26 protein-coding genes are annotated in these 25,665 nt (G+C 64.2%); 18 read left to right on the plus strand and 8 right to left on the minus strand.

Annotation, left to right across the window (positions count from 1 at the left end; all coding sequences use genetic code 11):
- Positions 1-13 precede the first annotated feature (13 nt).
- Genes gspD through gspN form a run of 11 tightly spaced genes read left to right on the plus strand, consistent with a single transcriptional unit; the run spans position 14 to position 10,104 of the window.
- Positions 14-2,047: a type II secretion system secretin GspD gene (gene gspD, locus JY500_RS15070; protein ID WP_206253675.1), complete on the plus strand. Its 2,034-nt coding sequence runs from the start codon at positions 14-16 to the stop codon at positions 2,045-2,047.
- Positions 2,044-3,516 carry a type II secretion system ATPase GspE gene (gspE, locus tag JY500_RS15075; RefSeq protein WP_172197771.1) on the plus strand — a complete coding sequence of 491 codons (1,473 nt, stop codon included), beginning with the start codon at positions 2,044-2,046 and terminating at the stop codon, positions 3,514-3,516. The genes gspD and gspE overlap by 4 nt, the downstream gene beginning before the upstream one ends.
- 10 nt (positions 3,517-3,526) lie before the next feature.
- Positions 3,527-4,729 carry a type II secretion system inner membrane protein GspF gene (gene gspF, locus JY500_RS15080; RefSeq protein WP_172197768.1) on the plus strand — a complete coding sequence of 401 codons (1,203 nt, stop codon included), beginning with the start codon at positions 3,527-3,529 and terminating at the stop codon, positions 4,727-4,729.
- A 58-nt stretch (positions 4,730-4,787) separates the two neighbouring features.
- A complete protein-coding gene (gspG, locus tag JY500_RS15085) occupies positions 4,788-5,228 on the plus strand; it encodes a type II secretion system major pseudopilin GspG (protein WP_172197765.1) in 441 nt (146 codons plus the stop codon).
- 5 nt (positions 5,229-5,233) lie between these two features.
- Positions 5,234-5,746 carry a prepilin-type N-terminal cleavage/methylation domain-containing protein gene (locus JY500_RS15090; protein WP_172197762.1) on the plus strand — a complete coding sequence of 171 codons (513 nt, stop codon included), beginning with the start codon at positions 5,234-5,236 and terminating at the stop codon, positions 5,744-5,746.
- The gene (gene gspI, locus JY500_RS15095) at positions 5,743-6,114 is read left to right on the plus strand and encodes a type II secretion system minor pseudopilin GspI (protein ID WP_172197759.1); all 372 of its coding nucleotides are present in this window, start codon (positions 5,743-5,745) and stop codon (positions 6,112-6,114) included. The genes JY500_RS15090 and gspI overlap by 4 nt, the downstream gene beginning before the upstream one ends.
- 5 nt (positions 6,115-6,119) lie before the next feature.
- A complete protein-coding gene (gene gspJ / locus JY500_RS15100) occupies positions 6,120-6,749 on the plus strand; it encodes a type II secretion system minor pseudopilin GspJ (protein WP_246479644.1) in 630 nt (209 codons plus the stop codon).
- Positions 6,712-7,680 (plus strand): type II secretion system minor pseudopilin GspK, encoded by a 969-nt coding sequence (gene gspK, locus JY500_RS15105; protein ID WP_172197753.1) that lies wholly within the window; start codon positions 6,712-6,714, stop codon positions 7,678-7,680. The genes gspJ and gspK overlap by 38 nt, the downstream gene beginning before the upstream one ends.
- The gene (gene gspL / locus JY500_RS15110; RefSeq protein ID WP_172197750.1) at positions 7,677-8,870 is read left to right on the plus strand and encodes a type II secretion system protein GspL; all 1,194 of its coding nucleotides are present in this window, start codon (positions 7,677-7,679) and stop codon (positions 8,868-8,870) included. The genes gspK and gspL overlap by 4 nt, the downstream gene beginning before the upstream one ends.
- Positions 8,867-9,361: a type II secretion system protein GspM gene (gspM, locus tag JY500_RS15115; protein ID WP_172197731.1), complete on the plus strand. Its 495-nt coding sequence runs from the start codon at positions 8,867-8,869 to the stop codon at positions 9,359-9,361. The genes gspL and gspM overlap by 4 nt, the downstream gene beginning before the upstream one ends.
- Positions 9,358-10,104: a type II secretion system protein N gene (gene gspN / locus JY500_RS15120; protein WP_206253676.1), complete on the plus strand. Its 747-nt coding sequence runs from the start codon at positions 9,358-9,360 to the stop codon at positions 10,102-10,104. The genes gspM and gspN overlap by 4 nt, the downstream gene beginning before the upstream one ends.
- Before the next feature lie 11 nt (positions 10,105-10,115).
- On the opposite strand, the gene JY500_RS15125 is transcribed toward gspN, so the two are convergent.
- The 3 genes from JY500_RS15125 to JY500_RS15135 all read right to left on the minus strand — a co-directional run bounded on the left by JY500_RS15125 (position 10,116) and on the right by JY500_RS15135 (position 11,473).
- Complete coding sequence (locus tag JY500_RS15125; RefSeq protein ID WP_374605256.1) at positions 10,116-10,547, minus strand: DUF192 domain-containing protein; 432 nt, start codon at positions 10,545-10,547, stop codon at positions 10,116-10,118.
- Between the two features lie 63 nt (positions 10,548-10,610).
- Positions 10,611-11,195 (minus strand): pseudouridine synthase, encoded by a 585-nt coding sequence (locus JY500_RS15130; protein WP_206253677.1) that lies wholly within the window; start codon positions 11,193-11,195, stop codon positions 10,611-10,613.
- Between the two features lie 74 nt (positions 11,196-11,269).
- Positions 11,270-11,473, minus strand: coding sequence for a cold-shock protein (locus JY500_RS15135; RefSeq protein WP_172197722.1), 204 nt, complete (start codon positions 11,471-11,473; stop codon positions 11,270-11,272).
- A 384-nt stretch (positions 11,474-11,857) separates the two neighbouring features.
- Between JY500_RS15135 and clpS the strand changes: the two genes are divergently transcribed.
- The 4 genes from clpS to aceA all read left to right on the plus strand — a co-directional run bounded on the left by clpS (position 11,858) and on the right by aceA (position 16,667).
- On the plus strand, positions 11,858-12,166 hold the full coding sequence (gene clpS / locus JY500_RS15140) for an ATP-dependent Clp protease adapter ClpS (protein ID WP_172200639.1): 309 nt from the start codon (positions 11,858-11,860) through the stop codon (positions 12,164-12,166).
- A gap of 1 nt (position 12,167) precedes the next feature.
- Complete coding sequence (gene clpA, locus JY500_RS15145) at positions 12,168-14,447, plus strand: ATP-dependent Clp protease ATP-binding subunit ClpA (protein WP_172197719.1); 2,280 nt, start codon at positions 12,168-12,170, stop codon at positions 14,445-14,447.
- Positions 14,448-14,556: 109 nt separating this feature from the next.
- A complete protein-coding gene (gene rraA, locus JY500_RS15150; RefSeq protein WP_172197716.1) occupies positions 14,557-15,051 on the plus strand; it encodes a ribonuclease E activity regulator RraA in 495 nt (164 codons plus the stop codon).
- 311 nt (positions 15,052-15,362) lie between these two features.
- Positions 15,363-16,667, plus strand: a complete 1,305-nt coding sequence (gene aceA, locus JY500_RS15155) for an isocitrate lyase (RefSeq protein WP_172197713.1) — start codon at positions 15,363-15,365, stop codon at positions 16,665-16,667.
- A gap of 195 nt (positions 16,668-16,862) precedes the next feature.
- Here aceA and JY500_RS15160 read toward each other — a convergent pair whose 3' ends face one another.
- The 4 genes from JY500_RS15160 to JY500_RS15175 form a co-directional block, all read right to left on the minus strand.
- Positions 16,863-17,186, minus strand: coding sequence for a hypothetical protein (locus JY500_RS15160; RefSeq protein ID WP_206253678.1), 324 nt, complete (start codon positions 17,184-17,186; stop codon positions 16,863-16,865).
- A 96-nt stretch (positions 17,187-17,282) separates the two neighbouring features.
- Positions 17,283-20,057, minus strand: a complete 2,775-nt coding sequence (locus tag JY500_RS15165; protein WP_206253679.1) for a M16 family metallopeptidase — start codon at positions 20,055-20,057, stop codon at positions 17,283-17,285.
- Positions 20,058-20,170: 113 nt separating this feature from the next.
- Positions 20,171-20,401: a sulfurtransferase TusA family protein gene (locus tag JY500_RS15170; protein ID WP_172197704.1), complete on the minus strand. Its 231-nt coding sequence runs from the start codon at positions 20,399-20,401 to the stop codon at positions 20,171-20,173.
- A 70-nt stretch (positions 20,402-20,471) separates the two neighbouring features.
- Positions 20,472-21,908: a M48 family metalloprotease gene (locus JY500_RS15175; protein WP_206253680.1), complete on the minus strand. Its 1,437-nt coding sequence runs from the start codon at positions 21,906-21,908 to the stop codon at positions 20,472-20,474.
- Between the two features lie 103 nt (positions 21,909-22,011).
- Between JY500_RS15175 and moaC the strand changes: the two genes are divergently transcribed.
- From moaC to JY500_RS15190, 3 genes are read left to right on the plus strand one after another with little or no spacing between them, the layout of a single operon-like run.
- Positions 22,012-22,503 carry a cyclic pyranopterin monophosphate synthase MoaC gene (gene moaC / locus JY500_RS15180; RefSeq protein ID WP_172197698.1) on the plus strand — a complete coding sequence of 164 codons (492 nt, stop codon included), beginning with the start codon at positions 22,012-22,014 and terminating at the stop codon, positions 22,501-22,503.
- Between the two features lie 33 nt (positions 22,504-22,536).
- Positions 22,537-24,042: a CYTH and CHAD domain-containing protein gene (locus JY500_RS15185; RefSeq protein ID WP_206253681.1), complete on the plus strand. Its 1,506-nt coding sequence runs from the start codon at positions 22,537-22,539 to the stop codon at positions 24,040-24,042.
- Positions 24,043-24,056: 14 nt separating this feature from the next.
- Positions 24,057-24,509 carry a SixA phosphatase family protein gene (locus JY500_RS15190; RefSeq protein WP_206256508.1) on the plus strand — a complete coding sequence of 151 codons (453 nt, stop codon included), beginning with the start codon at positions 24,057-24,059 and terminating at the stop codon, positions 24,507-24,509.
- 63 nt (positions 24,510-24,572) lie between these two features.
- On the opposite strand, the gene aroG is transcribed toward JY500_RS15190, so the two are convergent.
- Positions 24,573-25,652 carry a 3-deoxy-7-phosphoheptulonate synthase AroG gene (aroG, locus tag JY500_RS15195; RefSeq protein WP_172197692.1) on the minus strand — a complete coding sequence of 360 codons (1,080 nt, stop codon included), beginning with the start codon at positions 25,650-25,652 and terminating at the stop codon, positions 24,573-24,575.
- Positions 25,653-25,665: the final 13 nt, after the last annotated feature.

The following is a 25,665-nucleotide window of genomic DNA, read 5'->3' on the forward strand; positions in this document are numbered from 1 at the left end:
CATCGCCGGACTGATGATTGCAGCCACCCTTGCAGCTCACGTCGCACCAGCCACGGCGGCAGAAGGCGAGACCGTCGCGCTGAACTTCGTAAACGCGGAGATTGACGCGGTGATCCGCGCGATCAGCAAGATCACAGGCAAGAACTTTCTGGTGGATCCGCGCGTCCGCGGCACGCTGAACATCACGACACAGACCCCGGTGCCGAAGGAGCTGACCTATCAGATCCTGCTTTCGGCCTTGCGGATGCAGGGCTACACCGCGGTCGAGTCAAACGGGGTGGTAAAGATCCTCCCCGAGGTCGATGCCAAACTGCATGCGGTGCCGAGCGGCCGCAAGACCACGGCTGCGGGCGATCGCATCGTGACGCAGATCTTCCAGGTCCGTCACGAATCAGCGGCTCAACTGGTGCCGGTGATTCGCCCTCTGGTATCGCCCAACAACACCGTTACGGCCTATCCGGGCAACAACACGCTGATCGTCACCGACTACGCTGAGAACATTGCTCGTATCGGGCAAGTCCTTGCGTCGATCGACGTGCCGCAGGGCGACATCCGTGTAATTCCGGTGCAAAACGCGTCAGCACTTGATCTGGCGCAGTCGATCAACCGGCTTCTCGCCGATCAGGGCGCCGGTGGTGGCGACCAGAGCCAGAAGATCAGCGTCCAGGCGGACAACCGCACCAACAGCCTGCTGGTGCGGAGCGACAACCCGTCCAAGCTCGCGACCGTCCGGCAGCTGGTGACGACGCTCGACCAGCCCGGCGCGGCCGGGAACATCCGGGTCGTCTACCTGAAGAATGCAGAAGCCGCCAAGGTCGCGCAAACACTGCGCGCGATCATGACGGGCGACACCTCCAGCTCGCTGACGACATCAAGCACGCCGTCCGGAAACGCTCAGGGCGGTCAAAGCAACAGCAGCTCGTTTTCCAGTTCGGGTACCAGCACCGCCGGCACACCGAGCGGTGGCGGCATGATCCAGGCCGACACGACGAACAACGCGCTGATCATTACTGCACCTGAGCCGGTCTACAACAACTTGCGCAAAGTGATCGATCAGCTCGATCGCCGCCGGGCGCAGGTCTACGTCGAAGCGCTGATCGCCGAGATGAGTTCGGAGAATGCGGCCGAATTTGGCGTGCAGTGGTTCGCTGGCGAGAAGCCGGGCAGCAACGGTAGCTTCGTCGGCGGCGGCACGAACTTCACCGGTGCAACGCCCTCCTTGCTGGGGGCGTCCACAGGTACGGAAAGCCTGCTTGGCGCCGGTCTGAACGTGCTGGTGGGCTCGGGCAAGGTCAACATTCCAGGCATCGGCGACATCCTGAACCTGCAGGTGCTGGCGCGCTTCCTTGAGTCGCAAAGCAAGGCCAACATCCTCTCGACACCAACCCTGCTGACCCTCGACAACGAAGAGGCCAAGATCGTCGTTGCCGAAAACCTGCCCTTCCTGACCGGCCAGTACAGCAATACCGGCGGCGGCACGACACCGAACAATCCGTTCCAGACGATTGAACGAAAAGACGTCGGCCTGACCTTGAAGATCAAGCCGCAGATCTCTGAGGGCGGATCGATCCGGATGCTGATCTCCGAGGAGAACTCGACCGTCAAGGCGACCACCGCTGCCGGCCCGACCACCAAGAAGCGGTCAATCGACACCAATGTCATTGTCGATGACGGTTCAATCATCGCGCTCGGCGGCCTGATCCAGGACGAATCGCAAGATGGCGCGGACAAGGTGCCGTATCTCGGCAACATCCCGATCATCGGCAGCCTGTTCCGTTACGACACGCGCTCGCGCAAGAAGACCAATCTTGTGGTTTTCCTGCGCCCGAAGATCGTTCGCAGCGAGATGGACGCCCGCAGCTTCACGCATGAGCGCTACGACGAAATTCTCGGCCTCCAGCGACAGCCGGGCACCACGCGCAACTATCTGATGCCGGATGACGGCGCGCCGCCTCAACTGCCTGCTCGCTCGCTGATGCCAGCCGCTGCGCCGGCAACGGCTGCGGAGTCTGATCCCAGTTCGGCCCCGGCCAGCGCAACAAAATGAACGCGCCACTCCCCCGGCTGCCCTACGCCTTCGCGCGGGCGAACGGCGTGTTGCTCGGCGAAGTCTCGGACGACAGCGCCGAAGTCATTGCACGCGAGGATGCGAATCCCGTCGCACTGGCAGAGGTCCGCAGGCTGACCGCGCGCCCGCTGAAGATCACGCCGATTGGGCGCGGCGCATTCGAGTCCCGGCTCTCCGAGATCTACAGCCAGGGCGAAAGCAACGCTGCCGAGGTGGCCGCGGACGTGGGTCAGGACATCGACGTCTCGCAGCTGATGCAGGAGCTCCCCCCGGTCGAGGACCTGCTCGAGGCGGAGGACGACGCGCCGATCATCCGCATGATCAACGCGCTACTCACGCAAGCGGTGCGCGAACGGGCGTCTGACATCCACATCGAGCCCTACGAAACGTATTCGGTGGTCCGGTTGCGCCGCGATGGCGTTCTGGTCGAAATCGCACGGCCGCATCGTGCGCTGCACGCCGCGATGTCGTCGCGTATCAAGATCATGGCCAACCTCGACATCGCCGAGAAGCGCCTGCCTCAGGACGGGCGCATCGGTGTGCGCCTCGCAGGCCGCCAGATCGATGTGCGCGTGTCGACCCTGCCCACCTCGCATGGCGAGCGTATCGTACTGCGCCTGCTGGACAAGGACGCCACACAGTTCGGCCTCAACGCCCTCGGCATGGCCGACACGACCCGCAAAACGTTCGACGGCATCCTTTCGCAGCCGCACGGCATCCTGCTCGTCACTGGCCCGACCGGCTCCGGCAAGACCACCACGCTGTATGCCGCCTTGCGCACGCTCGATGGCCGCACGCTCAACATCGTGACGGTGGAAGACCCGGTCGAATACGACCTCGCCGGGGTCGGCCAGATCCAGGTCAACGCCCGGATTGATCTGACGTTTGCACGGGCGCTGCGCTCGATCCTGCGTCAGGATCCGGACGTCATCATGATCGGTGAAATCCGCGATCTGGAAACCGCGCAGATCGCGGTGCAAGCCTCGCTGACCGGCCACATGGTGCTCGCCACCTTGCACACGAACGACGCGCCGTCGGCTGTGACACGGCTGATCGACATGGGCGTCGAGCCCTTCCTGCTGGCCTCCACGCTGCGCGGCGTGCTCGCGCAACGCCTGGTGCGCCGCCTTTGCCCGCAGTGCCGCGAAGCGCGGCCGGCGGACGACGCCGATCGGCAAGCGGTTGGCGAAGGCTGCCCGCCCACGCTGTGGCATGCGGTGGGTTGCAGCGCCTGTGGCCACACCGGCTACAGCGGGCGTACCGGCGTCTACGAGATGCTGACGGTCGACGACTCGGTGCAGCGCTTGGTGCATGACCGCGCGTCCGAGAACGACCTGCGCGACGTGGCCCGCCATAGCGGCCTGCGAACGCTGCGCGAAGACGGCATGCGACTGCTGGCAGAGGGCATCACCTCGGCGGAAGAGCTGCTGCGCGTGACGCGCGACTGAGGGCGGCACGATGGCGGCATTCCAGTACCGTGCGGTCGACGCCGACGGTCGCAACCTCAGTGGCATCGTTGAAGCCGATAGCGCGCGCTCGGCACGTACGCAGTTGCGTGAACGCGGACTGTTCCCGCTCGAAGTGGCGGCCAGCGGCAGCAAGAAGTCGGGCCTCGGCTCGACACGCAAGCTGCGAGAGTCTGAACTCGTGCTGCTCACGCGCCAGTGGGCAGCACTCCTGACCTCCGGCCTCACCGTCGAACAGGCGCTCTCAGCCCTCGGCGATCAGGCCGAGCGCGAAGCAACGCGACAGGTGTTGGCGGGCGTGCGCAGCGAGATCCTGGCGGGTTACTCCTTGCGCGCCGCGCTGGATCGCCACGCAACCTCGTTCCCGACGATCTATCGCGCCTCGGTGGCTGCCGGCGAAAAGTCCGGCGAACTCGCCACGGTGATGAACCAGCTTGCCGACTACCTCGAGCGGCGCGACGAGCTGCGACGCAAAACGCTGCAGGCCCTGATCTACCCTGCCATCGTCGCCGCGGTGGCGCTGATGGTTGTGATCGGCCTGCTGACGTATGTGGTGCCGCAGGTCGTCGGCGTGTTCCAGAGCAGCAAGCAGACTTTGCCCTGGCTCACCCGCGCGCTGATCGTCGTATCGGACTTCCTGCGCAACTGGGGCTGGCTGCTCGCCCTGGCCATCGCTGGCGGCATCTTCGGCCTGCGCCAGTCGTTGCGTGAGGATGCGGTGCGCCGCAAATGGGATACCTGGCTGCTGGGGCTACCGCTGATCGGCCGCCATCTGCGCGCGCTCGACACCACACGCTTTGCAAGCACGCTGGCCATCCTGGTCGGCAGTGGCGTACCGCTGCTCGCAGCGCTCGACGCCGGGCGGCAGGTGGTCGTGCGGCTGCCGCTGCGCGATGCAATCGGCCAGGCATCGGACCGCGTGCGCGAAGGCATGAGCCTGTCCCGCGCGCTCGGCGCGACCCGCCGCTTTCCGCCCCTGCTGACGCACATGATCGCCAGTGGCGAAGCCACCGGCCAGCTCGACGCGATGCTCGACCGCGCCGCCCGCCTCCAGCAAGGCGAACTCGAAACCCGCACCGCGGTGCTGACAAGCCTGCTCGAACCGCTGCTTCTGCTGATGATGGGCGGCATGGTGCTGATCATCGTGCTTGCAGTGATGCAGCCGATCATCGAAATCAACACGCTGCTCAAATAGCCAGAGAACACGCCGCAAGCCGCGGCAACCACACGGATCAAACCCTCAGGACTGAACCATGTCGAATACACGCAACCTCCGCCGTAACAGCGGCTTCACGCTGATCGAAGTGATGGTCGTCATCGTCATCCTCGGCGTACTCGCCGCCCTGATCGTGCCCAAGGTGATGGGCCGCCCGGACGAAGCGCGCGCCGTCGCCGCCCGCCAGGACATCGCCGCGATCAGCCAGGCGCTGAAGCTCTACAAGCTGGACAACCGCAAGTACCCGACAACCGAGCAAGGCCTGCAGGCCCTCGTTCAGAAGCCCACGGTTGCGCCTGTGCCAGACAACTGGAAGGCTGGCGGCTACCTAGAAAAGCTGCCGAAGGATCCGTGGAACAGCCCCTACCAGTATCTTTCGCCCGGCGTGCACGGCGAATTTGATGTCTTCAGCTTCGGCGCTGACGGCCAGGCCGGCGGCGAAGGCAACGACGCCGACATCGGTAACTGGGCGCTCTGACCTCGATGGCTCGACCGGCACCACGCCCCGCTGCGCGTCCGGCGCACGGCTTCACCCTGATCGAGGTGATGGTGGTGCTCGTCGTGCTCGCGATTACCGCTTCGGCGGTCACCTTCAGTCTTGAAGGCATGTCTCGACGCGATGACGACCGCGAGGTCGATCGGCTGCGCCTGGTTCTGGAGGCTGCGGGCGAACGCGCTGCAGTACATGGCACGCCGATAGCGGCCGAGTTCCTGCCGGGCCGCTATCGCTTCAGCACGCTCGACACCGAAGGACATTGGCGCCCGATCGCGGAAGGCGATTCACTCGCCGAGCGCCCCTTGCCGGAAGGCTTCGTGTGGCTCGGCGTGAAGTTGCGTGGCCGGCCCACCAGCGTGGAGCCACCACTGGTGTTCGGCGCCGAGATGCCGGATTTTGAAGTCCGCCTGCGTACGCCGGAAGGCGAACGCCTTTACCGCTCAAGACCGGGTGGTGAAGTCGTACTCGAACGCATCGCCGCGACGGAGGTCGCGCCGTGAAGCGCGCCGCCGGTTTCACCTTGCTTGAAGTGCTGGTCGCATTGGCGATCCTCGCAATCGTGCTCGCCGCCGGCTTCCGCGCGGTGAGCCTCGCCACCGGCAGCGCTGGTGAGTTGCGTGAGCGCCTGATCGCAGACTGGATCGCCCAAGACCGGCTCGCCGAGCACCGCGCGATGGAGCACTTTCTTGAGGTCGGTCGTTACGAGGGCAGCGTCACCCAAGCCGGCCGCGAATACCGCTGGTACGAGGAAGTGACCGCCACCCCCAACGCCCTGTTTCGCCGCATCGATGTACGTGTGACCTTGGCGGGCGAAGGCGATCATGCCTTGTCTCGGCTCGCGGGCTTCATGGTCAAGCCACTCCCATGATGCCGATGCGCCGTAAAGCACTTGGGCTAACCCTGATCGAGGTGATGGTCGCGATCGCGATCTTTGCAGTGCTCGGCGTGCTGTCCTATCGCGCTGTCAGCAGCATGATCGCCACGCGTGATCGCATGGAAGCGGAGTACGCGCGGTGGCGGCAGATCGCCCGCGTGATGCAGTTGATCGACAACGACCTCACCCAACTCGCCCCCCGCCCTACCGGCGGCACGGTCCAGGTGCAGGACGCCCTGACGCTGATGCGCGGCGGCACGCAGACACAGCTGATGCTGGTCCGCCACGATGGCAGCAATGGCGGCGTGGAAACTCACACCTGGCACGTCGATGACGGCACGCTGTTCCTGACACGTCAGCGTGAAGCCACCACGACACAGAAAAAGGACAAAAGTGCGGACGTCGGCAACGCCAACGCCAGTACCGGCGCGGACACATCAACCGCGCGCAACGACGCCATGCTCGATCGGGTGAAGGCGTTGAACTGGCGCTTCGTTACGTCTGACGGAAAAGAGACCGACACCTGGCCACCCGGCGCAAACCTGAATGGCCTGCTGCCCGCTGCAATCAAAATGGAACTGGAGCTCGACGATGTCGGCAAGGTCACGCGACTCTTCGCCGTGCATTGAGCGCCAACGCGGCGTGGCGGTGATCATGGCGATGCTGACCGTCGCGCTGGTCGCCGCGCTCGCAGCCTCGGTGGTCGCCGCGTTCGGTTTTGCGGTCGAAAGCCTGTCGGGCCGCCATGACCTCGCGCAGGCGCGCTGGCTGGCGCGCGGCGCAATAGACTGGGCACGCAACGTGTTGGCCGACGATTCGCGCCGCACCGGCGACATCGATCATCTTGGCGAAACGTGGGCCGTCAAGGTTCCGCCTACCCCGGTCGATGAGGGCGAAGTCAGCGGCGAGATCGAAGACCTTTCCGGCCGCTTCAACCTCAACAACCTGGCCCCGAACGGCGTGGTCGACAAGGATGCCGTGAAGCAATTTGGTCGCCTGCTCGAAGCCGTGGGCGTGAGTGGGGCGCAAGCGGCGAGCATGGCCACGATTCTTGGCGGTTGGATCGACGCTGCGCAGGAAGATCCGAGCTTCTACCCGCAGCCCACCGACAGCGCCACGACGGTCAAACCACTCAACGCCCCCTTCGTGAGCGTCGATGAACTGGCCAACGTGCCGGGCTTCGATGCTGCAACGGTCGAGCGTCTGCGCCCATTCGTCACTGCCGTGCCGGCCAGCCCGGCGCGCAGCCTGATCAACGTGAACACGGCGCCAGCCGAAGTCCTCGCTGCAACGCTCGAAAACTACTCGCTGGACCGCGCACGCAACTTGGTGAGTGGTCGCAACACCGCTTGGTTCACGCAAAAATCGGACTTCGAACGACGCACCGGGCTGACGCTCGACGAATCGCGCTTCAGCCTCAAAAGCTACTACTTTCTCGTTTCCGGTCGCGCCCATTTCGGCACCGCCACCACCCGCATGCAGGTTCTTCTGGCCCGTGGCGTTATTGCCAACTCGGTCAGGAAGAACTGGCCCGAAATCATCTGGCAGAAGATTCTATGACGCAGCTTCGCCTCTACATCACCGAAACCTGGCCGCAGGATCCGATCTGCGACTGGGAGCTCGTGGGCCCCGACGGCCGGGCCACTTCGGCAGGCCGCTCGGAGCCACGGCACTGGCCCGCCGCGGAGCAAACCGAGTTTGTGCTGGCCGGCACCCAGGCGGTCTGGCTCTCCGCGCGCCTCCCGCGCGCACCGAAGCGCGAGCAGGACAAGCTGGTGCGCTTCGCTCTGGAAGACCAACTGGTTCAGGAGCCGGATAGCCAGCACTACACGATCACTGACCGCGACGGCGACGCCGCACGCGTGCTGGTGTGCGCGCGCGATCGCCTGCGCCAGATCGTTGCCCAGCTCGACGCGCTGGGGCGCGCCCCGATACGGGCGCTTGCCGAAATTCAAACCGTGGGCGCCGCAGCCGAAGGCGAGTGGGTGCTTCACTGCGGCCCGGCCCAGGCCGTGGCCAGCGGCATCGGACCCACGCCGTTCGCGCTCGATCTCGATGGCACTGCCCCGCCCAGCCTCTTGATCGCCGCCGCAGCGCATGCGCGCGAAACCAATCGCCTGCCAGGACGTTGCGTGGTGCACCGCGCGCCGGATAGCGTCGCGCTGGATTGCGAGGCTTGGCAACATGTCTTGGGCATCCCCGTAGAGGAAGCAGCGCCCTATCAGTGGTCCGCATTCTCGACAGGCACCAACCTGCTGCACGGCGAGTTCATGCCGGACAAGGAACGGTCCGCATGGCTGCGGCGCGCCAAGCCGGTGCTGTGGGCGGCAGGTGCCGCGATCGCACTGGAGCTGCTGCTTTCAACCGGTCAGGTGCTGGTGCAGCGCGGTCAGCTGAAGGATGCTCGCGAACGCATGCAGGCCGTTTTCAAAACAGCGTTTCCGAATCAGCCGATCGTCGACCCGGCAGCGCAGATGCGCAGCCAGCTCAATCAACTCAAACGCGCGCACGGGCAGCTTGGCGATGACGATGCGCTCGCCCTGCTCTCGCTGGTTGGCGAGGCGCTCGCGGGCGATGCCCGCGACGGGTTGGACGGACTCAAATATGAAAATGGGCGGCTCGACCTGACGCTTTCGCCACGCTTGAGCGCCAACATCGCGACAGTTCAACAACGCCTGACGGCGCGCGGCCTGATCGTCGTCCAGCAAGGCGACAAACAGCTCGCGATCCGCAAGGAGGTGTCCCAATGAACGCGCTGCAAGCCAAGTTGCAAGAGGCTCGCGCCTGGTGGTCCGGTTTGGTACCGCGTGAGCGCGCCCTGGTGGCCGCGATGGTTGCGGTACTGGGCATCGCGGCAATCTGGTCGCTCGCCGATTGGACGCAGGCCGAGCGCAAGCGCCTGGCACGGGCATTGCCGCAAGCCAAGGCGCGACTCGCCGCCATGCGGGATGACGCCGCAGAGGTGCAGCGCCTGCAGCGCATGCAGGCGCGCCCCGCTGTGCCGCCGGCAAGCCTTGCTGAGCCGCTGCAGGCCAGCGCGCGTGCGCGTGGCCTCACGATGGACGTGCGTGTCGATGGTGGTGGCGTGCATGCAAAAGGCGGCGGCAGCTTCGACCTGATCGTCGAATGGTTGGCTGAAGCACAGCGCGACCACGGTTTGGGCGTCGCACGCCTGATCACCAATCGCGGGCCGAATGGCGTCGCCATCGAAGCCGATCTGCAACCGTCGGGCGCACAGTGATCCGCCGCCTCGCGCTGTTTCTCGCGCTGTTCGCGCTCTCGCTTGTAATCCGGGCGCCGTCCTGGCTGATTGACCAGGCGGTCAGTCGCGCCACGTCGGGCGAGATTCGCCTGGCGCTGATCGAAGGCACTCTCTGGAACGGCCGTGGCACGCTCACGGCGGTCGATCCGGTCAGCCTACGTGCGCAGCCGTGGGTGACGCTACAGTGGCGCTGGCTGCCTGGTTCCCTGCTGCGTGGCGAAGCGGCATGGCAGCTCACCGCCGACGACAAACAGGCGGGCGAAGTCGGAGCAGGTGTGCGCGGCTGGCGCGCGGACGGTGTATCGCTGGCCGCGCCGGCGCGCTTTGCCATGGAGCGTATCCCACATGCCTTCGGGCGTCTCGGCTGGCGTGGTGACCTGCAGTTTGAAACAACGCAGTGGCGCTGCAGCTGGAAGATGCGCTGCGAGGGCCGCGCCGGCCTGCGTTGGTCAGGCGCGGCGGTTGACGTATTGCGCGGCCGCCCCCTGGGCGATTACCAGATCGATCTGCGCGGTGAGAGCGAGCGCCTCGCAATCGCCTGGCTGACGCTGCGCGGCGAGACCCAGATCAATGCCCAGGGGCAGATCGAGGGCGGTCATGGGCATTTCGAAGGCACGGTTCGCGGCGATCCCGCATTCCTGCAACGACTGCCCTCGGTGGCAGGCAACTGGGTGCAACCGGGCGCCACGCCGGGCGAATACCGTTTCCGCGTGCAGAACTGATTAATCGGCGCTCAGCGCGGGCGCGGCAAGCCGCTGATGCGTGCGCCCGGCTTGATGCCGCGGGTCTTGAACCAACCGCGGTTCATCTCAAGCGCGTAACGGGCCGGGCTTGCGGCACAGTGGCTGTCCTCGGTCTCTGGCGCCATGTCTTCAACGTTGGTGATGCGCCCGCTTTCATCGATGAAGGCCACCGACAGCGGTAACCAGGTGTCCTTCATCCACATGCAGTGGCTTCCGACACCATCGAAGATGAATAGCATGCCGCGCGCTTCCGGCATGCTCTTGCGGTGCATCAGTCCCACCATCCGCGATTCGTCTGTCGCGGCCACCTCGGCGTCGATACGGTGCATGCCGATGTTCAGTTCAGCGTGCGGCAACACATCCGCCAACGCTGCAACGGGTAGCACCGCATAGCAGGCGGCGATCAACAGGTTCTTCAGCACATTGGGCCTTTCGTTCGATCAGGGGTGGACACGATCGGGCGCGATCTTAGCAGTCGGCACCCATCAGCGCCGTCGCGCGACAATTCGCCGCGCCGGTGCGGGCGGCTCCGCGATCGCCTCGCGCCATTCGCCGGGCTGCAAGGCGCCCAGCTGCCAGGGCCCGATCGCCACGCGAACCAGGCGCAGCGTCGGGAAGCCAACCTTCGCGGTCATCCGCCTCACCTGGCGGTTCTTGCCTTCACGCAGACGGATCTCGATCCACGCCGTAGGCACCGATTTCCGAAAACGCACCGGCGGATCGCGTGGCCAGAGCCAGTCTGGTTCGTCGATTCGGCGGGCCTCACACGGCATGGTTACGAAATCGCCAAGATCCAGGCGGCCGCGCAAAGCCGCCAACGCAGCGTCGTCGGGTTCTCGTTCGACCTGCACGTGATAGGTCTTGGCTTGCTTGTATCGCGGGTCGGCCAACTGGTGCTGTAGGGCACCATCGTCCGTCAACAGCAACAGACCCTCACTGTCGGCATCGAGGCGGCCGGCCGCATAGACGCCGGCCGGCAATCCGCACTCTGCCAGCGTGCGCTGGTGCGGCTCGCCTGTGAATTGGCTCATGACGCCGAACGGCTTGTTGAGGAGGATGACGCGAGACATGGTGCTTCCGAAAAGAACGAAGCCCGCCGGGGCGGGCGGGCTTCGCTGTCACGCCGAGATGCGGCGGACGCGGGTCAGGCGCGCTGGATGTTCGATGCCTGCTTGCCTTTTGGGCCTTGCACGGAATCAAACGAAACTTTCTCGCCTTCCTTGAGCGACTTGAAGCCGTTCATGTTGATGGCGGAAAAATGCGCGAACAGGTCTTCGCTGCCGTCGTCCGGCGTGATGAATCCGAAACCCTTGGCGTCGTTGAACCACTTGACGGTGCCAGTTGCCATATTGCTTCCTCTAGTCCTTCGGTGTGTTGCTGTCGATGCTCCCGTTTCCGGGCGGTCCGACACGCGGCCTGCGAAGCCGCTCTACGGCGGGTCGTCACCGCAATCCATTGACAGCCGGGATTCGCGGCGCGCCCAAGCCTCGAAAGCGCGTGTTCCCGCGGCTTTTACGCCTTGCAGGAAGTCGCCGTCAAGCACTTTGTGCATGCCGGCCCACCCATGACAAATAGTTAGCCCGGAAAATCAAGTGCTGACTGGTAACAGATCATTAATTTATCGCGCTGCCGGCAGCCTGACCAGCACTACACCGATAGTGTGGAAAAACAGCCGAAAGCCCCGACATTCCGTGTTGTTGAAGTATCAGTCGGAGTGTTTAGAATGAGCCGCATGGCAACAAAAAAGCAGTCCGAATTCGTTCTTGACGTTGAGCACACGAAAACCCGGCCGCCCCGGCTCTTCAAGGTGCTCCTTCTCAATGATGATTTCACCCCGATGGATTTCGTGGTGATTGTCCTGCAGAAGTTTTTTTCGCTAGATCGCGAACAAGCAACACGAGTCATGCTCCAAGTGCACAGGGAGGGTCGTGGCGTCTGCGGAGTCTTTCCCAAGGACATCGCCGCGACCAAGGTTGAACAGGTGAGTGCGTTCGCGCGGCAGCACCAGCATCCGCTGGCCTGCGTGATGGAGGAGAACTGAGATGATCGCCCAGGAACTAGAAGTCAGCCTGCACATGGCGTTTGTGGAAGCACGCCAGAAGCGTCACGAGTTCATCACCGTCGAGCACCTGCTGCTGGCGCTGCTGGACAACCCTTCAGCGGCGGAGGTGCTGCGCGCCTGCGCCGCGAATACCGACGAACTGCGCCGTGAGCTCACGCAGTTCATCGTAGAACACACCCCCACCGTGGGTGGCGAAGAAGACATCGACACACAGCCGACCCTCGGATTCCAGCGCGTGATCCAGCGCGCGATCCTGCATGTGCAATCCTCGGGCAAGAAGGAAGTGACCGGCGCCAACGTGCTGGTCGCGATCTTCGGCGAAAAGGAATCGCACGCGGTCTACTTCCTCAACCGCCAGGGCATTACCCGGCTGGATGTGGTGAATTTCATTTCCCACGGCATCACGAAGACGCCGCAGCCCTCGCAAAAACCGCAGTCGGACAAATCCGAGTCCGAACAGGGTGAAGGCGAACAGGAAACCGCCAGCACCAACGGTGCGCTGGAAAACTTCACGCAGAACCTGAACCAGGCCGCGCTGGTGGGCAAGATTGACCCGCTGATCGGTCGCGACAAGGAAATCGAGCGCGTGATCCAGACGCTGTGCCGTCGCCGCAAGAACAACCCGCTGCTGGTCGGTGAGGCTGGCGTCGGCAAGACCGCAATCGCGGAGGGCCTTGCGCGCCGCATCATCGAAGGGCGCGTGCCCGAGATCCTTGAAAATGCCCAGGTGTTCGCGCTGGACATGGGCTCCTTGCTGGCCGGCACCAAGTACCGCGGTGACTTCGAGCAGCGGCTGAAAGCGGTGCTGAAGGCGCTGGTCGAGACCGACAACGCGATCCTGTTCATCGACGAGATCCATACGCTGATCGGTGCCGGTGCGGCGTCGGGCGGCACGCTGGACGCCTCCAACCTGCTCAAGCCGGCGCTTTCCAGCGGCCAGCTCAAGTGCATCGGCGCAACCACCTACAACGAGTTCCGCCAGATCTTCGAGAAAGACCACGCACTGTCACGCCGCTTCCAGAAGGTGGATGTGCATGAGCCGTCGGTGCCGGAAACGATCGAGATCCTCAAGGGCCTCAAGTCGCGCTTCGAGCAGCACCACGGCGTGAAGTATTCGCACGCCGCGCTGACCTGTGCGGCCGAGTTGTCGGCGCGCTACATCAATGACCGCCACCTGCCGGACAAGGCGATCGACGTCATCGACGAAGCCGGTGCCGCACAGCGGATCCTGCCGAAGTCCCGCCAGAAGAAGACCATCGGCAAGGGCGAGATTGAGGAGATCGTCGCCAAGATCGCCCGCATCCCGCCGCGCAGCGTGTCGTCCGACGACAAGACCGCGCTTCGGAACCTGGATCGCGATCTGAAGAACGTGGTGTTTGGCCAGAGCGCTGCAATCGATGCGCTGGCCAAGGCGATCAAGATGTCGCGGTCCGGCCTCGGCAATCCGCAGAAACCGATCGGGGGCTTCCTGTTCAGCGGGCCAACCGGCGTCGGCAAGACGGAAGTCGCTCGCCAGCTGGCCTATACGCTGGGAATCGAGCTGGTGCGCTTCGACATGTCCGAGTACATGGAGCGGCATGCGGTGAGCCGCCTGATTGGGGCGCCGCCGGGATACGTTGGCTTTGATCAGGGTGGTCTGCTGACCGAGGCGATCAACAAGAAGCCGCATTGCGTGCTGCTGCTCGACGAGATCGAAAAGGCGCACCCGGACATCTACAACATCCTGCTTCAGGTGCTTGACCACGGGACGCTGACGGACAACAACGGCCGCCAGGCTGACTTCCGCAACGTGATCATCATCATGACCACCAACGCGGGGCAGGAGACGATCCAGAGAGCCACGATGGGCTTCACGCAAACGCGCGAACTGGGCGACGAGATGGTCGAGATCAAGCGCCTGTTCACGCCGGAGTTCCGCAACCGGCTCGACGCGATCATCTCGTTCAAACCGCTCGATCGGGAGATCATCCTGCAGGTCGTCGACAAGTTCCTCATGCAACTGGAAGGTCAGCTGGCCGAGAAGAAGGTCGAGGCAAGCTTCACCGATGCACTGCGTGAGTGGCTGGCGAGCAAGGGATTCGATCCGCTGATGGGTGCTCGCCCGATGGCACGCCTGATCCAGGACACGATCCGCGCCGCGCTGGCCGACGAGCTGCTGTTCGGCCGCCTGGTCGATGGCGGCCATGTGACGATCGACGTTGGCAGCGACGGCAAGGTCGCCCTCGCCTTTGAAGAGGAAAAGGAATCAGCGCACGTCTGATGCGATGCGTGCAAGGCATCCAAAGGCCGCCGGAAGGCGGCCTTTTTCTTTTCCGGGCGCCGGGCGTTATGCTGAACAGGATTTCATGCAGCCACCCGGGGAGGTTCAGATGAGTTTCCAGACCACGGATTTGTGCGACGCAAACGAAGAAGCGATCACGGCGGGACGACTTCGCATACTCGCTCCGATCCTTCGGCACTATGGCGGGCGCAAACGCTTCGCCGGCCCCGCCACGACCCTGAAGGTTTTCGAAGACAACAGCTTCGTGCGCAAGATGCTCGAGCAACCGGGCTACGGTCGGGTGTTGGTGATCGAAGGTGCGGGCTCACTCCGATGCGCCTTACTCGGCGATCAGCTCGCCGAAATGGCCGTCCGCAACACCTGGGCTGGCGTGGTCGTGCATGGCTGCATCCGTGACTCGCTCGCCATCGCGACGCTCGACCTCGGCGTGATGGCACTGGCCACGCACCCGCAGAAGAGCGTGAAACGGAACGTGGGCGAGATTGATGTGACCATCAGTTTCGGCGGGGTCCGCATCCAACCGGGTGAGTGGGTCTACGCCGATGAAGACGGCATCCTCGTCAGCGAGTCCGCGCTCGACTGAGCGGACGGCACCAGCTTCGAGACAAGGGCGCGATTCGCGCCCTTTTTTGTGCCCGAGCGCCGCGTCTGCTGTGCAACGCTCGGCGTCGAATAATTCAAACGTCCGTTTCATTTTACGCCAACCCATCCCACATCACGAAACACAAAGCGCAACTCGTTGTTTTTATTGGTCAACATTTTTTCTTATATCTTATATAAGACATATTGCTACTGACCATCAAGCTGCCTATACTGCTCATCAACGGGAACAGCAAACCCTCGTTCGAGGCGTGAGCTGAAATTGGACGACGCAAGTTCTGTAGGGGGAACACCATGAACCGCGACATGCAAGTTGAGCTTCTGAAGAAGGAATGGGCCGAGAATCCGCGCTGGAAAGGCATCAAGCGTGGCTACACCGCGGAGGATGTCGTGCGCCTGCGCGGTTCGGTTCAGGTGGAGCACACTCTCGCCCGCCGCGGCGCTGAAAAGCTGTGGACCCTGATCAACAACGAACCCTTCGTTAACGCGCTGGGCGCCCTCACCGGCAACCAGGCGATGCAGCAAGTGAAGGCCGGCCTGAAGGCGATCTACCTGTCTGGCTGGCAAGTCGCCGGCGACGCCAACCTCGCTGGCGAGATGTATCCCGACCAGTCGCTCTACCCGGCCAACTCGGTGCCGATGGTGGTCAAGCGCATCAACAACACCTTCACCCGTGCTGACCAGATCCAGTGGTCGGAAGGCAAGAACGTCGGCGACGAAGGCTATGTCGATTTCTTCGCACCGATCGTTGCGGATGCGGAAGCCGGTTTCGGCGGCGTGCTGAACGCCTTCGAGCTGATGAAGTCGATGATCGAAGCCGGCGCGGCCGGTGTGCACTTCGAAGACCAGCTCGCCTCGGTAAAGAAGTGCGGCCACATGGGTGGCAAGGTGCTGGTGCCGACGCGTGAAGCGGTCGCAAAGCTCGTCGCAGCCCGCCTCGCCGCCGACGTGATGGGCGTGCCGACGGTGCTGGTCGCGCGTACCGATGCCGAAGCCGCCGACCTGATCACCAGCGATGTCGATGACACCGACAAGCCGTTCTGCACCGGCGAGCGCACCATCGAAGGCTTCTACCGTACCAAGCCGGGCCTGGAGCAGGCGATCTCGCGCGGCCTCGCCTACGCGCCGTACGCAGACCTGATCTGGTGTGAAACCGGCAAGCCGGATCTGGCCTATGCCAAGGCCTTCGCCGAGGCGATCCACGCGAAGTTCCCGGGCAAGATGCTGGCCTACAACTGCTCGCCGTCGTTCAACTGGAAGAAGAACCTCGACGACGCGACGATTGCGAAGTTCCAGAAGGAACTCGGCGCGATGGGCTACAAGTTCCAGTTCATCACGCTGGCCGGCTTCCACAGCCTGAACTACTCGATGTTCAACCTCGCCTACGGCTATGCCCGCGAGCAAATGAAGGCCTTCGTCGAACTGCAGGAAAACGAGTTCGCCGCAGCCGAGCGCGGCTTCACCGCGGTCAAGCATCAGCGCGAGGTCGGCACCGGCTACTTCGACGCTGTTACGACAACGATCGAACGCGATGCCTCAACCGCGGCACTGAAGGGCTCGACCGAGGATGAGCAGTTCTTTGATAAGAAGGACCACTGAACCCCTGGGAGCCACCCGGTCACAGAAGCCAACTGTGTAGAAGGTCCAAGAAGCCACTTCCCGGGTCTATGACCCGGGGGCTAGCGCCGCATCGCGTGGGGGGACGCAGCGGCGCTCTTTTTTTGCACGTACAGAACGCCGTGGCGGCGCCCCCGCGAATGCTATGCGACGGCGCCGCATCAAGCGGCGAGGGTGTTACTTGCCCGTCTGTCCGGTATCCCAGCAGGAATACTGGTTGCTCGTCCAACGCTTGAAGCGGTAGATGCGGCGGTCTGGCCCTTCATCCTGATACACGAGTTGATCCACATACGGCGTAGGCGCCTTCAACAGCCAGCGGTCGCCCTTGCGGGTGAGCGAATGCTTGCCGCCGTCCAGCTTCACAACGTCAGGCAGTGCGGCACAGGGGTCCGCCTTCTTTTCGTCCTTCTCGGCCGCCGCGAGCGCAGCACCGGACATCATCAAACAGGCTGCAGCCGTGGCTGCGATCAGGGATGAAACGCTTGCGTGGGTGATGCGCATTTGGCTCTCCTTGTCATTCACGTCGTCACACGAACAACACTTCTGCTGCCGTCACTATAGTCGCCGCGCGCAGGATCACCGGCGCGGCGCCCTTCACTACTTCGCGGTCGCCTTGAAGTCGCCTGCGAATACCTGAACCAGCTTGGCCGGGTCGAAATACTTGCGAATCGCAGCATTCACCTGCTCGAGCGTCACCGCGTTGAGGCGGTCTTCGCGCTGCCGCTCGAAGCTCATCGAACGCCCCAGATCGAGCTGCCCGGCGAGCAGGCCGGCCAAGCCACCGTCTTGAGTACGGCCGAGCGAGATCTGCTGCAGCAGCCCGGTGCGCGCCTCGTTCAGCTCTTCTTCGCTGACACCATCGCGTACGAAGCGCTGAAGCTCCTCGTCCAAGGCCGTGCGCAAACGCTGCAGGCCCTGCGGCGCGTAAATCGCGTAAAGCACGAGCCCGGTGTTCTCCTCACGGGCGTTGGCGCGCAGCGCCGATCCCGCACCGTAGCTCAGGCCCTCCTTCTGCCGCAAGCGATCTGCCAGCCGGCTCTTGAGACCCGCCCCACCGCCCAGGATCTGGTTGGCAAGCACCACGGCCGGGTAGTCGGCAGAGTCGTCGCGCAGCGGCATCGTCAATCCGCCGATGAAGAAGGCGTTCGCCTTGTCCGGCGTTTCGAGCGAGATCTCGGTCGGCTTCTTCTGGCGGAACGGCTGCGGCACGCGCGCGTAGGACTCGCCGGACTTCCACGAGCCCAACAGGCGGGTGAGCTGTGCCTTGGTTGCGGCCTCGTCAAAGTCCCCCACCAGCGCTGCCTGCGCGTTACTGGCGCCGTAGAAACGCCGATGGAAGGCCGACAGTGCCTTGGGTGTCACCGCCTTGATGTCGGCGATTTCTTCGTCCACCGTGCCAACGTAGCGCACATCGCCCTTGGGCCATGGGTTGTCGTAGCGGCCGATCGCACGCATCGCGACCGACTGCGGTTCCCGGCGACCACTCTCAAGCCCTGCGAGGGACTCGGTGCGGAGTTGCTCAAGCTCGGCAGCCGGGAACTCCGGCTTGCGCAGCACGCGCTCGAGCAGATCGAGGAAGGCAGCAAGCTTGTCACGGCGCGTCTCGAAACTGATCAAAACAGCGTTGCCGTCCTGCGCAGAAATGGACAACTGCGCCTTCATCGCGTCGAGCGCGTCCGCAATCTGCTGACGGCTCTGACCGCCAGCACCCCGCGTCAGCATCGCCGCAGTGAAGTCAGCAACGGTTTCCTGCCCCACCAAGGAACGTTCATTGCCCATACGCAGCACGATCTGGCCATGCACCGTGTTGCCGCGGGTGCGCTTGGGCAGCAGGGCGATCTTTGCGCCATTCGGCAACGCGCTGCGATGAACCCGCGCTTCGATGGTTTCCGGCGACGGATCGAAGGCCTCACCTGCTGCTTGGGCCTCCTTGCCTTGGTAGCCATCCAGCACGCCGGCGAGCGCGGGCGCCTCGGGCACGTCGACCCGCACCGGCTTGTCGGTCGGGATGAACTGGCCAAAAGTCCGGTTTGACGCCTTGAAGTAGGCGTTGGCAACCCGCTGCACATCGGCAAGCGTTGCCTGTTCAATACGGTCGCGCCCGAGGAAGAACAGTCGCCAGTCACCAAGCGCAATGGCTTCGGACAGGCCCACGCCGAAATGCGCCGGATCATTGAGCGTCTTCTCAAAGCCATTGAGCAGGGCAACGCGGGCGCGATCGAGTTCGGCCTGGGTGATCGGCTTGCGCGCGAGGTTCTCGACCACGTCGACGAGGATCTTGCGGGCTTCGCTGCGCGACTGCTGCTTCGTGAGTTGCACGAAGAAGGTCATGTAGCCCGGCTCGGCCAACTCGAAGTTCCAGGCGCTGACGCTCGCCGCCTTGCCTCGCTCCACCAGGGCCTTGTGCAAGCGGCCGCTCGGCGCATCACCGAGTATGTATGAGAGTAATGAGAGCGCCGCGGTATCCGGATGTGAGCCCGCCGGCACATGGTAGAGAGTGCCAACGAGCTGTATGTCACCCACCCGCGCCAGCGCGACTTCGCGCTCGCCGTCCTGCACCGGTTCGCGTGTCCAGGTCGGCGTCAGCTCCCGCGCAGGCCGCGCAATCGGCATGAAGTAGTTGGCGATCTTCTGCAGCGTGGCAGCGGCATCGAACTTGCCGGTCACGGTCAGCACCGCGTTGTCCGGTTGGTAGTAACGGCGGTAGAACGCCTGCAGATTCTCGATGCGCACGCCTTCGACGTCAGCACGCGCGCCAATCGTCGATTTGCCGTAGTTGTGCCACTGGTAGGCTGCGGCCGCCATCTTTTCCCACAGGATCTGGCCCGGATTGTTCTCGCCAGACTCCATTTCGTTGCGCACGACGGTCATCTCTGAATCGAGATCGGCCTTCGCAATGTAGGAATTGACCATGCGGTCCGCCTCCATACGCAAAGCCCAGTCTAGGTTGTCGTCCGAGGCCGTGAACGTCTCGTAGTAGTTCGTGCGATCGAACCACGTCGTGCCGTTCATCTGCATGCCACGGCGCTTGAACTCGGAGTCGATGGTGTTGCCGGGGAAATTCTTCGACCCCTTGAACATCAGGTGCTCAAGCAGGTGCGCCATGCCGGTCTCACCGTAGTGTTCATGCCGGGAGCCCACCAGATAGGTGATATTCACCGTGGTGCTGGGCTTGGTCTCGTCCGGCGCGAGCAAGACCCGCAGGCCGTTCGGCAAACGGTATTCGGTGATGCCCTCCACGCTGGTCACGCGCTGAATCCCTTGCGGAACGCTGACGGCAGCCGGTGCCGCATCGGCCCAACCGACTGCAGGTGTGATTACCAGCCAAAGCCCCAGCACAAGGGCCCGCGAAAAGCCGCTACGGACGTGCATGCATACTCCCAGATGGTTCGGCACCAAGTGCCACGAATGAACGACGGCCGCATCGCGGCCGCCTGTCTGGCTATGACCGGCCGCTCCCAAACGGGTTCGGCACGAAGTTCAGCTCACTTGCAGCGGATCACGAACTCGAATTCTTTCGCTGCCGTTTCGGCGTGCGATGCAAGCTCGTGGCCGGTCTGTCGGCAGAAGGCCTGGAAATCACGCACCGAGCCAGGGTCCGTGGCGACCACGCGCAGCGTCTCCCCGGTGTGCATTTCGGCAAGCGCCTTCTTCGCCCGCAGGATCGGCAAGGGGCAATTGAGCCCGCGCACATCCAGATCGCGATTAACGTCCATCCAAGACTCCCGAGACAGGTAAAGGCTGAAGTTTCATTCTAGCGCGCGGCACGCGCCGCCCCCGCGCACGTCATCGTTGCTGTTGCTTCTCCAGCTCACGACGCCGGTCTTGCAGCTCCGCCAAGCGCGCTTCGGCGGCGGCCTTCTCGTAGTAATCGCCGTCGCGCGCGCGAAGGCCGAGCGTGAGTTGTTCGATCGCGGAGTAGAGCGACCCACGCAGGACGTAGACCTCCGCCTGGGCACGATGTTGCGACAGGCGCTTGCCTTGCGCCGCACTCGCCTTGGCGAGGCGGCTGTAGAGCCGCTCGTCGGCGCTGTCGAAGCGGATCTGGTCATTCGCGAGCGCCGCTGCCTCGCGGGGTTTGCCGGCCGCCATCAGGGCATCAATCTCGCCGTAGACCAGCGCGCTGCTCTGCGGAAAACGCTGTCGCGCCGCCCGCAGGATGCGCACCGCATCCATGTTGGCGCCAGCGGCCCGGTGCACATCTGCATCAAGCAGATCGACCATGGCGCTGCTGAGGTCGAGCTTGCGCAAGGCAGCGACATCCTTCTGCGCATCGGCGACCTGGTTGAGCCGAAGGTGGGCGCGACCGCGTGCGTACCAATGGACGGCAGCGGCATTCACGCGTTGTGGTGGCTCGCCGGCAAAGCGCGTCAGGATGTCTTCCGGCACCTGCTCAAGGCTCTCGATCTTCGCCTTGACCAAGGAGAAGTCGATCGAATCGACCACTTGCCGATATGGCAGTTGCTGCACCCGGTTGGCCACATCACCGATCCGCTCGCTGGTCAGCGGGTGGGAGCGCAGGTAAGCAAACGAGCCGCTATCGAAGAGCCGCGTCGCGCGATCGAGACGCTCGAAAAAACTCACCATGCCGCGCGTGTCGAAACCCGCGGCGTCGAGCACCTGTAGGCCAATGCGATCCGCTTCGCGTTCGTAGTCGCGCGAATACGCCAGCTGCGCGCTCGCCATCGCCGCCTGCCCCGCCGAAAGCGCTGCACCTGCGGCATCGCCGCTCGAGCGGGAGGCAAGGATCGCCAGTACCAGCGAGGCGAGCATCATGTAACCCATGTTCTGCTGCTGCGCGACCATCCGCGCCATGTGGCGCTGCTGCACGTGCGAGATTTCGTGCGCCATCACCGAGGCCAGCTCGGATTCGGACTGCGCCGCGACGAACAGCCCGGTATGGAAGTACAGCACGCCGCCAAGGGTTGCCGCGGCGTTGATCGACTTGTCGTGCAGCACGAAGTAGCGGTACTGCTGGCTCGGCGTGGCGCTCACGGCGACTAGCCGCGAACCGATGCGCTCGAGGTAGTCCTCCAGCTCGGGATCGTCCACATAGCGCGCGTCACCGAAGCGGATCTCGCGCACGATCGCCGCGCCAATCTGGCGTTCCATCTGCGGCGAGATGTCGGCCTGCGCGGAATCACCCAGATCGGGCAAGCCGTCGGCCAGCACGCGCACGGAGAACAGGAAGGCGAGCAGGCCCGCCAGCAGTCGCTTTTTCATGAGGGTATGATACCGGGCGGCCTTCGCAGCCCTTGTGCCGGGGTACAGAAGGTAACAAATCTTCCTCTTCCGGTCGCCCGACATCGTCACTCGCCCGCCCACCATGCCCGACAGCCCCGACTCTCCGCTCACCCACTTCAACGCGCGCGGTGAAGCGCATATGGTCGATATCGGCGCGAAGGGCGAAACCACCCGCGTAGCGCGGGTGCGCGGCCGAATCACGATGCAACCGGAAACACTCGCGCTGATCCTGCGCGGCGATGCGAAGAAAGGCGACGTGCTCGGCATCGCACGCATCGCGGGTATTCAGGCATCGAAGCGCACGGCCGAATTGATCCCGCTGTGCCATCCGATCCCGCTGACGCGTGTTGCGGTCGACCTGAAGCCCGACGTTGCCGCATCGGCGGTCGAAGTCGAAGTCACCGCAGAGACCGTTGGCCGCACCGGCGTCGAGATGGAAGCCCTGACCGCCGCCTCGGTTGCGCTGCTGACGATCTACGACATGTGCAAAGCGGTCGATCGCGGCATGCAGATCGAGGCGATCCGGCTCGTCGAAAAACTCGGCGGCAAGTCCGGTCACTGGCAAGCAGACTGAAGCACGCCCCCGCAAGCGGAACGACCAGAGACCATGAGCAAGGAAGTCGAACTCAAACTCGCGCTACCAGCGCAGGCGCTGCCCGCATTGCGCGCGCACCCGCTGATTGCCGACGCCCCGGTTGAAGGCGCCGACGGCGTGCTGCTCAACACCTACTTCGACACGCCCGGGCTTGAACTGCGATCGCGCAAGATTGCGGTTCGCTTGCGCAAGGATGGCGAGCGCTGGCTGCAGACGGTGAAATGCGCTGCCGCGTCACTGGGCGGCCTCGCCAGCCGACCCGAGTGGGAACACCCCTACCGCGACGAGCGCTTTGACTTCAGCGTTGTCGACATCCCGGATGTGCGGACCGAACTAGAAAGCGTCCGTAGCCGACTCGCGCCGGTGTTCACAACGACCTTTCACCGCCAGACACGGCGACTGACCCCCGCGCCCGGTATCGTGATCCTCGCGATGATCGACGAGGGCACGATTGAGGCTGGCGGCCGCAGCAGCCCGATCTGCGAACTCGAACTCGAACTGGTCAGCGGTGACGGCAAAGATCTCTATGCGCTCGCCTGCCGGCTCGCGGCCGACTTGCCTTTGCGCCCCGAAGACGCGAGCAAGGCGCAGCGCGGTTATGAGCTGTACCAGAACCTCAGGCCCGCCCCCCGGCGCGCCCGGCCGGTAGCGCTCAGCGCCAAGACCGAGGCACGCGAGGCGTTCCGGCAACTTGCCTACGAGCTACTCGCGATGTGGCAGACGAATGAGGCCCTAGCACTGCGCCTCGACGACCCCGAGTACGTGCATCAGGCCCGAGTGGCGCTACGCCGCTTGCGCACCTTGCTCGGGTTGTTCCGCCGCGCGCTGCCGAACACTCTGACGCAGGAGTGGCGGCCCCGCTTCGCCGCGCTCGCCAACGGCCTTGGCGCGGCGCGCGACGCCGACGTGGTGCTGGACACCCTGCTCGCGCCGATCACGACACAAGGCCCCGTCGGCGGCGACATGCAACGCCTCGTCGCCGCGCTCGAGGCCCATCGGGATACCGAACGCGCGAGCCTGCGGCAGATCGAAGCCTCCGCCGAACGCGGCCGTGCGCAACTTGAATTCGCTGCGGTCTTGCATGCACTGAAACCGGACGCCGACGAGTTGGTCGGCAGCGTTGCACGTCGCGCCATGAAACGGGTGCGGCGTGACGCGCGCACCAGCCTCGCTGAAGCGGTTGCCGGCGATGTGGCACAGCTCCATCGACTGCGCATCGTGCTCAAACGCTTGCGCTATGGCCTCGATTTCTTTGCCTCGCTGTGGCCGCAAAAAGTGCCGGAATACGCACGCGCGCTGGCGGAACTGCAAGAGAGCCTGGGCGCGATCAACGACGCAGCGATGGGCAATCGTCTGCTTGGCGAACTTGCCGGCAGCGACCCCGGGCTCGCCGCAGCGCGGGCATTCACCGCGGGTTGGCACGCACCACGCATCGCGCAGCTGCGCGCCCACGCGCTTGTCGATGCCGACGCCCTGCTCGGCAGCCCGGCCCCCTGGAAGAAAGGCAACGCAAAATGAGCGAGCCCGACACGCTGGACCTGCTGCTTTGGCGCCATGCCGAAGCGGAAGATGGCTACCCGGACGCACAGCGCAAGCTGACCGAGCGCGGTCAGCGCCAGGCCGAACGCATGGCGGCATGGCTCAAGACCCATGCCCCCGACAAGCTCAAGATCATTGTCAGCCCCGCAACCCGCACCCGGCAGACAGTGGCCCCGCTGGGTCGCGAGCATGAGATCAACGCCGATGTCGGCACCGAGGCAGGGCCCGAAGATCTGCTGCGCGCCGCGGGTTGGCCCGATGCACGTGGTGCAGTGTTGATCGTGGGGCACCAGCCAACGCTAGGCCAGGTCGCCGCTGAGCTTCTTGGCCAACCGGGTGGCGAACTTTCGTTCAAGAAAGGCGCGCTGTGGTGGTTCCGAGTGCGCGAGCGCTACGGCGTGCCAGAGACAGTGCTCCGCGCCGTGATCCCGGCCGAGTTGACCTGATCTGACCGACCCAAAACAAAAAGGGCGCACCGAAGTGCGCCCTTTTTGATGCTGTGAGCACGCTCAGTCGGTAGCGCGTGCAACGCGCCGCTGACGCACTGCGGCGGCCAGCGTTTCCAGCACGCCCAGGCTGTCTTCCCAGCCGATGCAGGCGTCCGTGATGCTCTTGCCGTATTCCAGCGGCTTGCCCGGCACCAGATCCTGACGACCATCCTTGATGTGCGATTCGACCATCACACCGACGATGCGGTCTTCACCGGCAGCCATCTGGCCGGCAACGTCCTGCGCCACAACGATCTGGCGCTCGTACTTCTTGCTGCTGTTGGCGTGCGAGAAGTCCACCATCACCTTGGCGGCCACGCTTGATGCGGCCAGTTCCTTGCACGCCGCGTCCACGCTGGCGGCGTCGTAGTTGGTGGTCTTGCCGCCGCGCAGGATGACGTGGCAGTCCTCGTTGCCTCCGGTCGACACGATGGCCGAATGACCGGCCTTCGTCACCGACAGGAAGTGGTGCGGCGCGGCAGCAGCCTTGATCGCATCCACCGCGATCTTGACGTTACCGTCGGTGCCGTTCTTGAACCCGACCGGGCACGACAGGCCCGAAGCCAGCTCGCGGTGCACCTGCGACTCGGTCGTACGCGCACCGATCGCGCCCCAGGAGATCAGGTCGGCGATGTATTGCGGCGTGATCATGTCGAGGAACTCGGTCGCGCAGGGCAGGCCCATCTCGTTGATCTCCCACAGCAACTCGCGGGCAATACGGATGCCATCGTTGATGCGGAAGCTGCCGTCGAGCATCGGGTCGTTGATCAGGCCCTTCCAGCCAACGGTGGTGCGCGGCTTCTCGAAGTACACCCGCATCACGACCAGCAGATCGTCTTTCAAACGATCAGCCTCGGCCTTGAGGCGGCGGGCGTAATCCTTGGCAGCCTCGGTATCGTGAATCGAGCACGGGCCGATCACGACGAGCAGGCGATCGTCCTGACCATGGAGAATGCGATGGATGCCGCTGCGCGCGTCATACGCCGTCTGCGCCGCCTGGGGCGTGGCCGGAAACTCGCGCAGAACATGGGATGGGGGCACCAGTTCCTTGATTTCTCGGATGCGGACGTCGTCGATGTGCAGGCGGGTTGAGGCGTTCATAATTTCCGGTTCC

Origin of the sequence: Niveibacterium microcysteis (assembly GCF_017161445.1) — a bacterium.
Lineage (GTDB): Bacteria > Pseudomonadota > Gammaproteobacteria > Burkholderiales > Rhodocyclaceae > Niveibacterium > Niveibacterium microcysteis.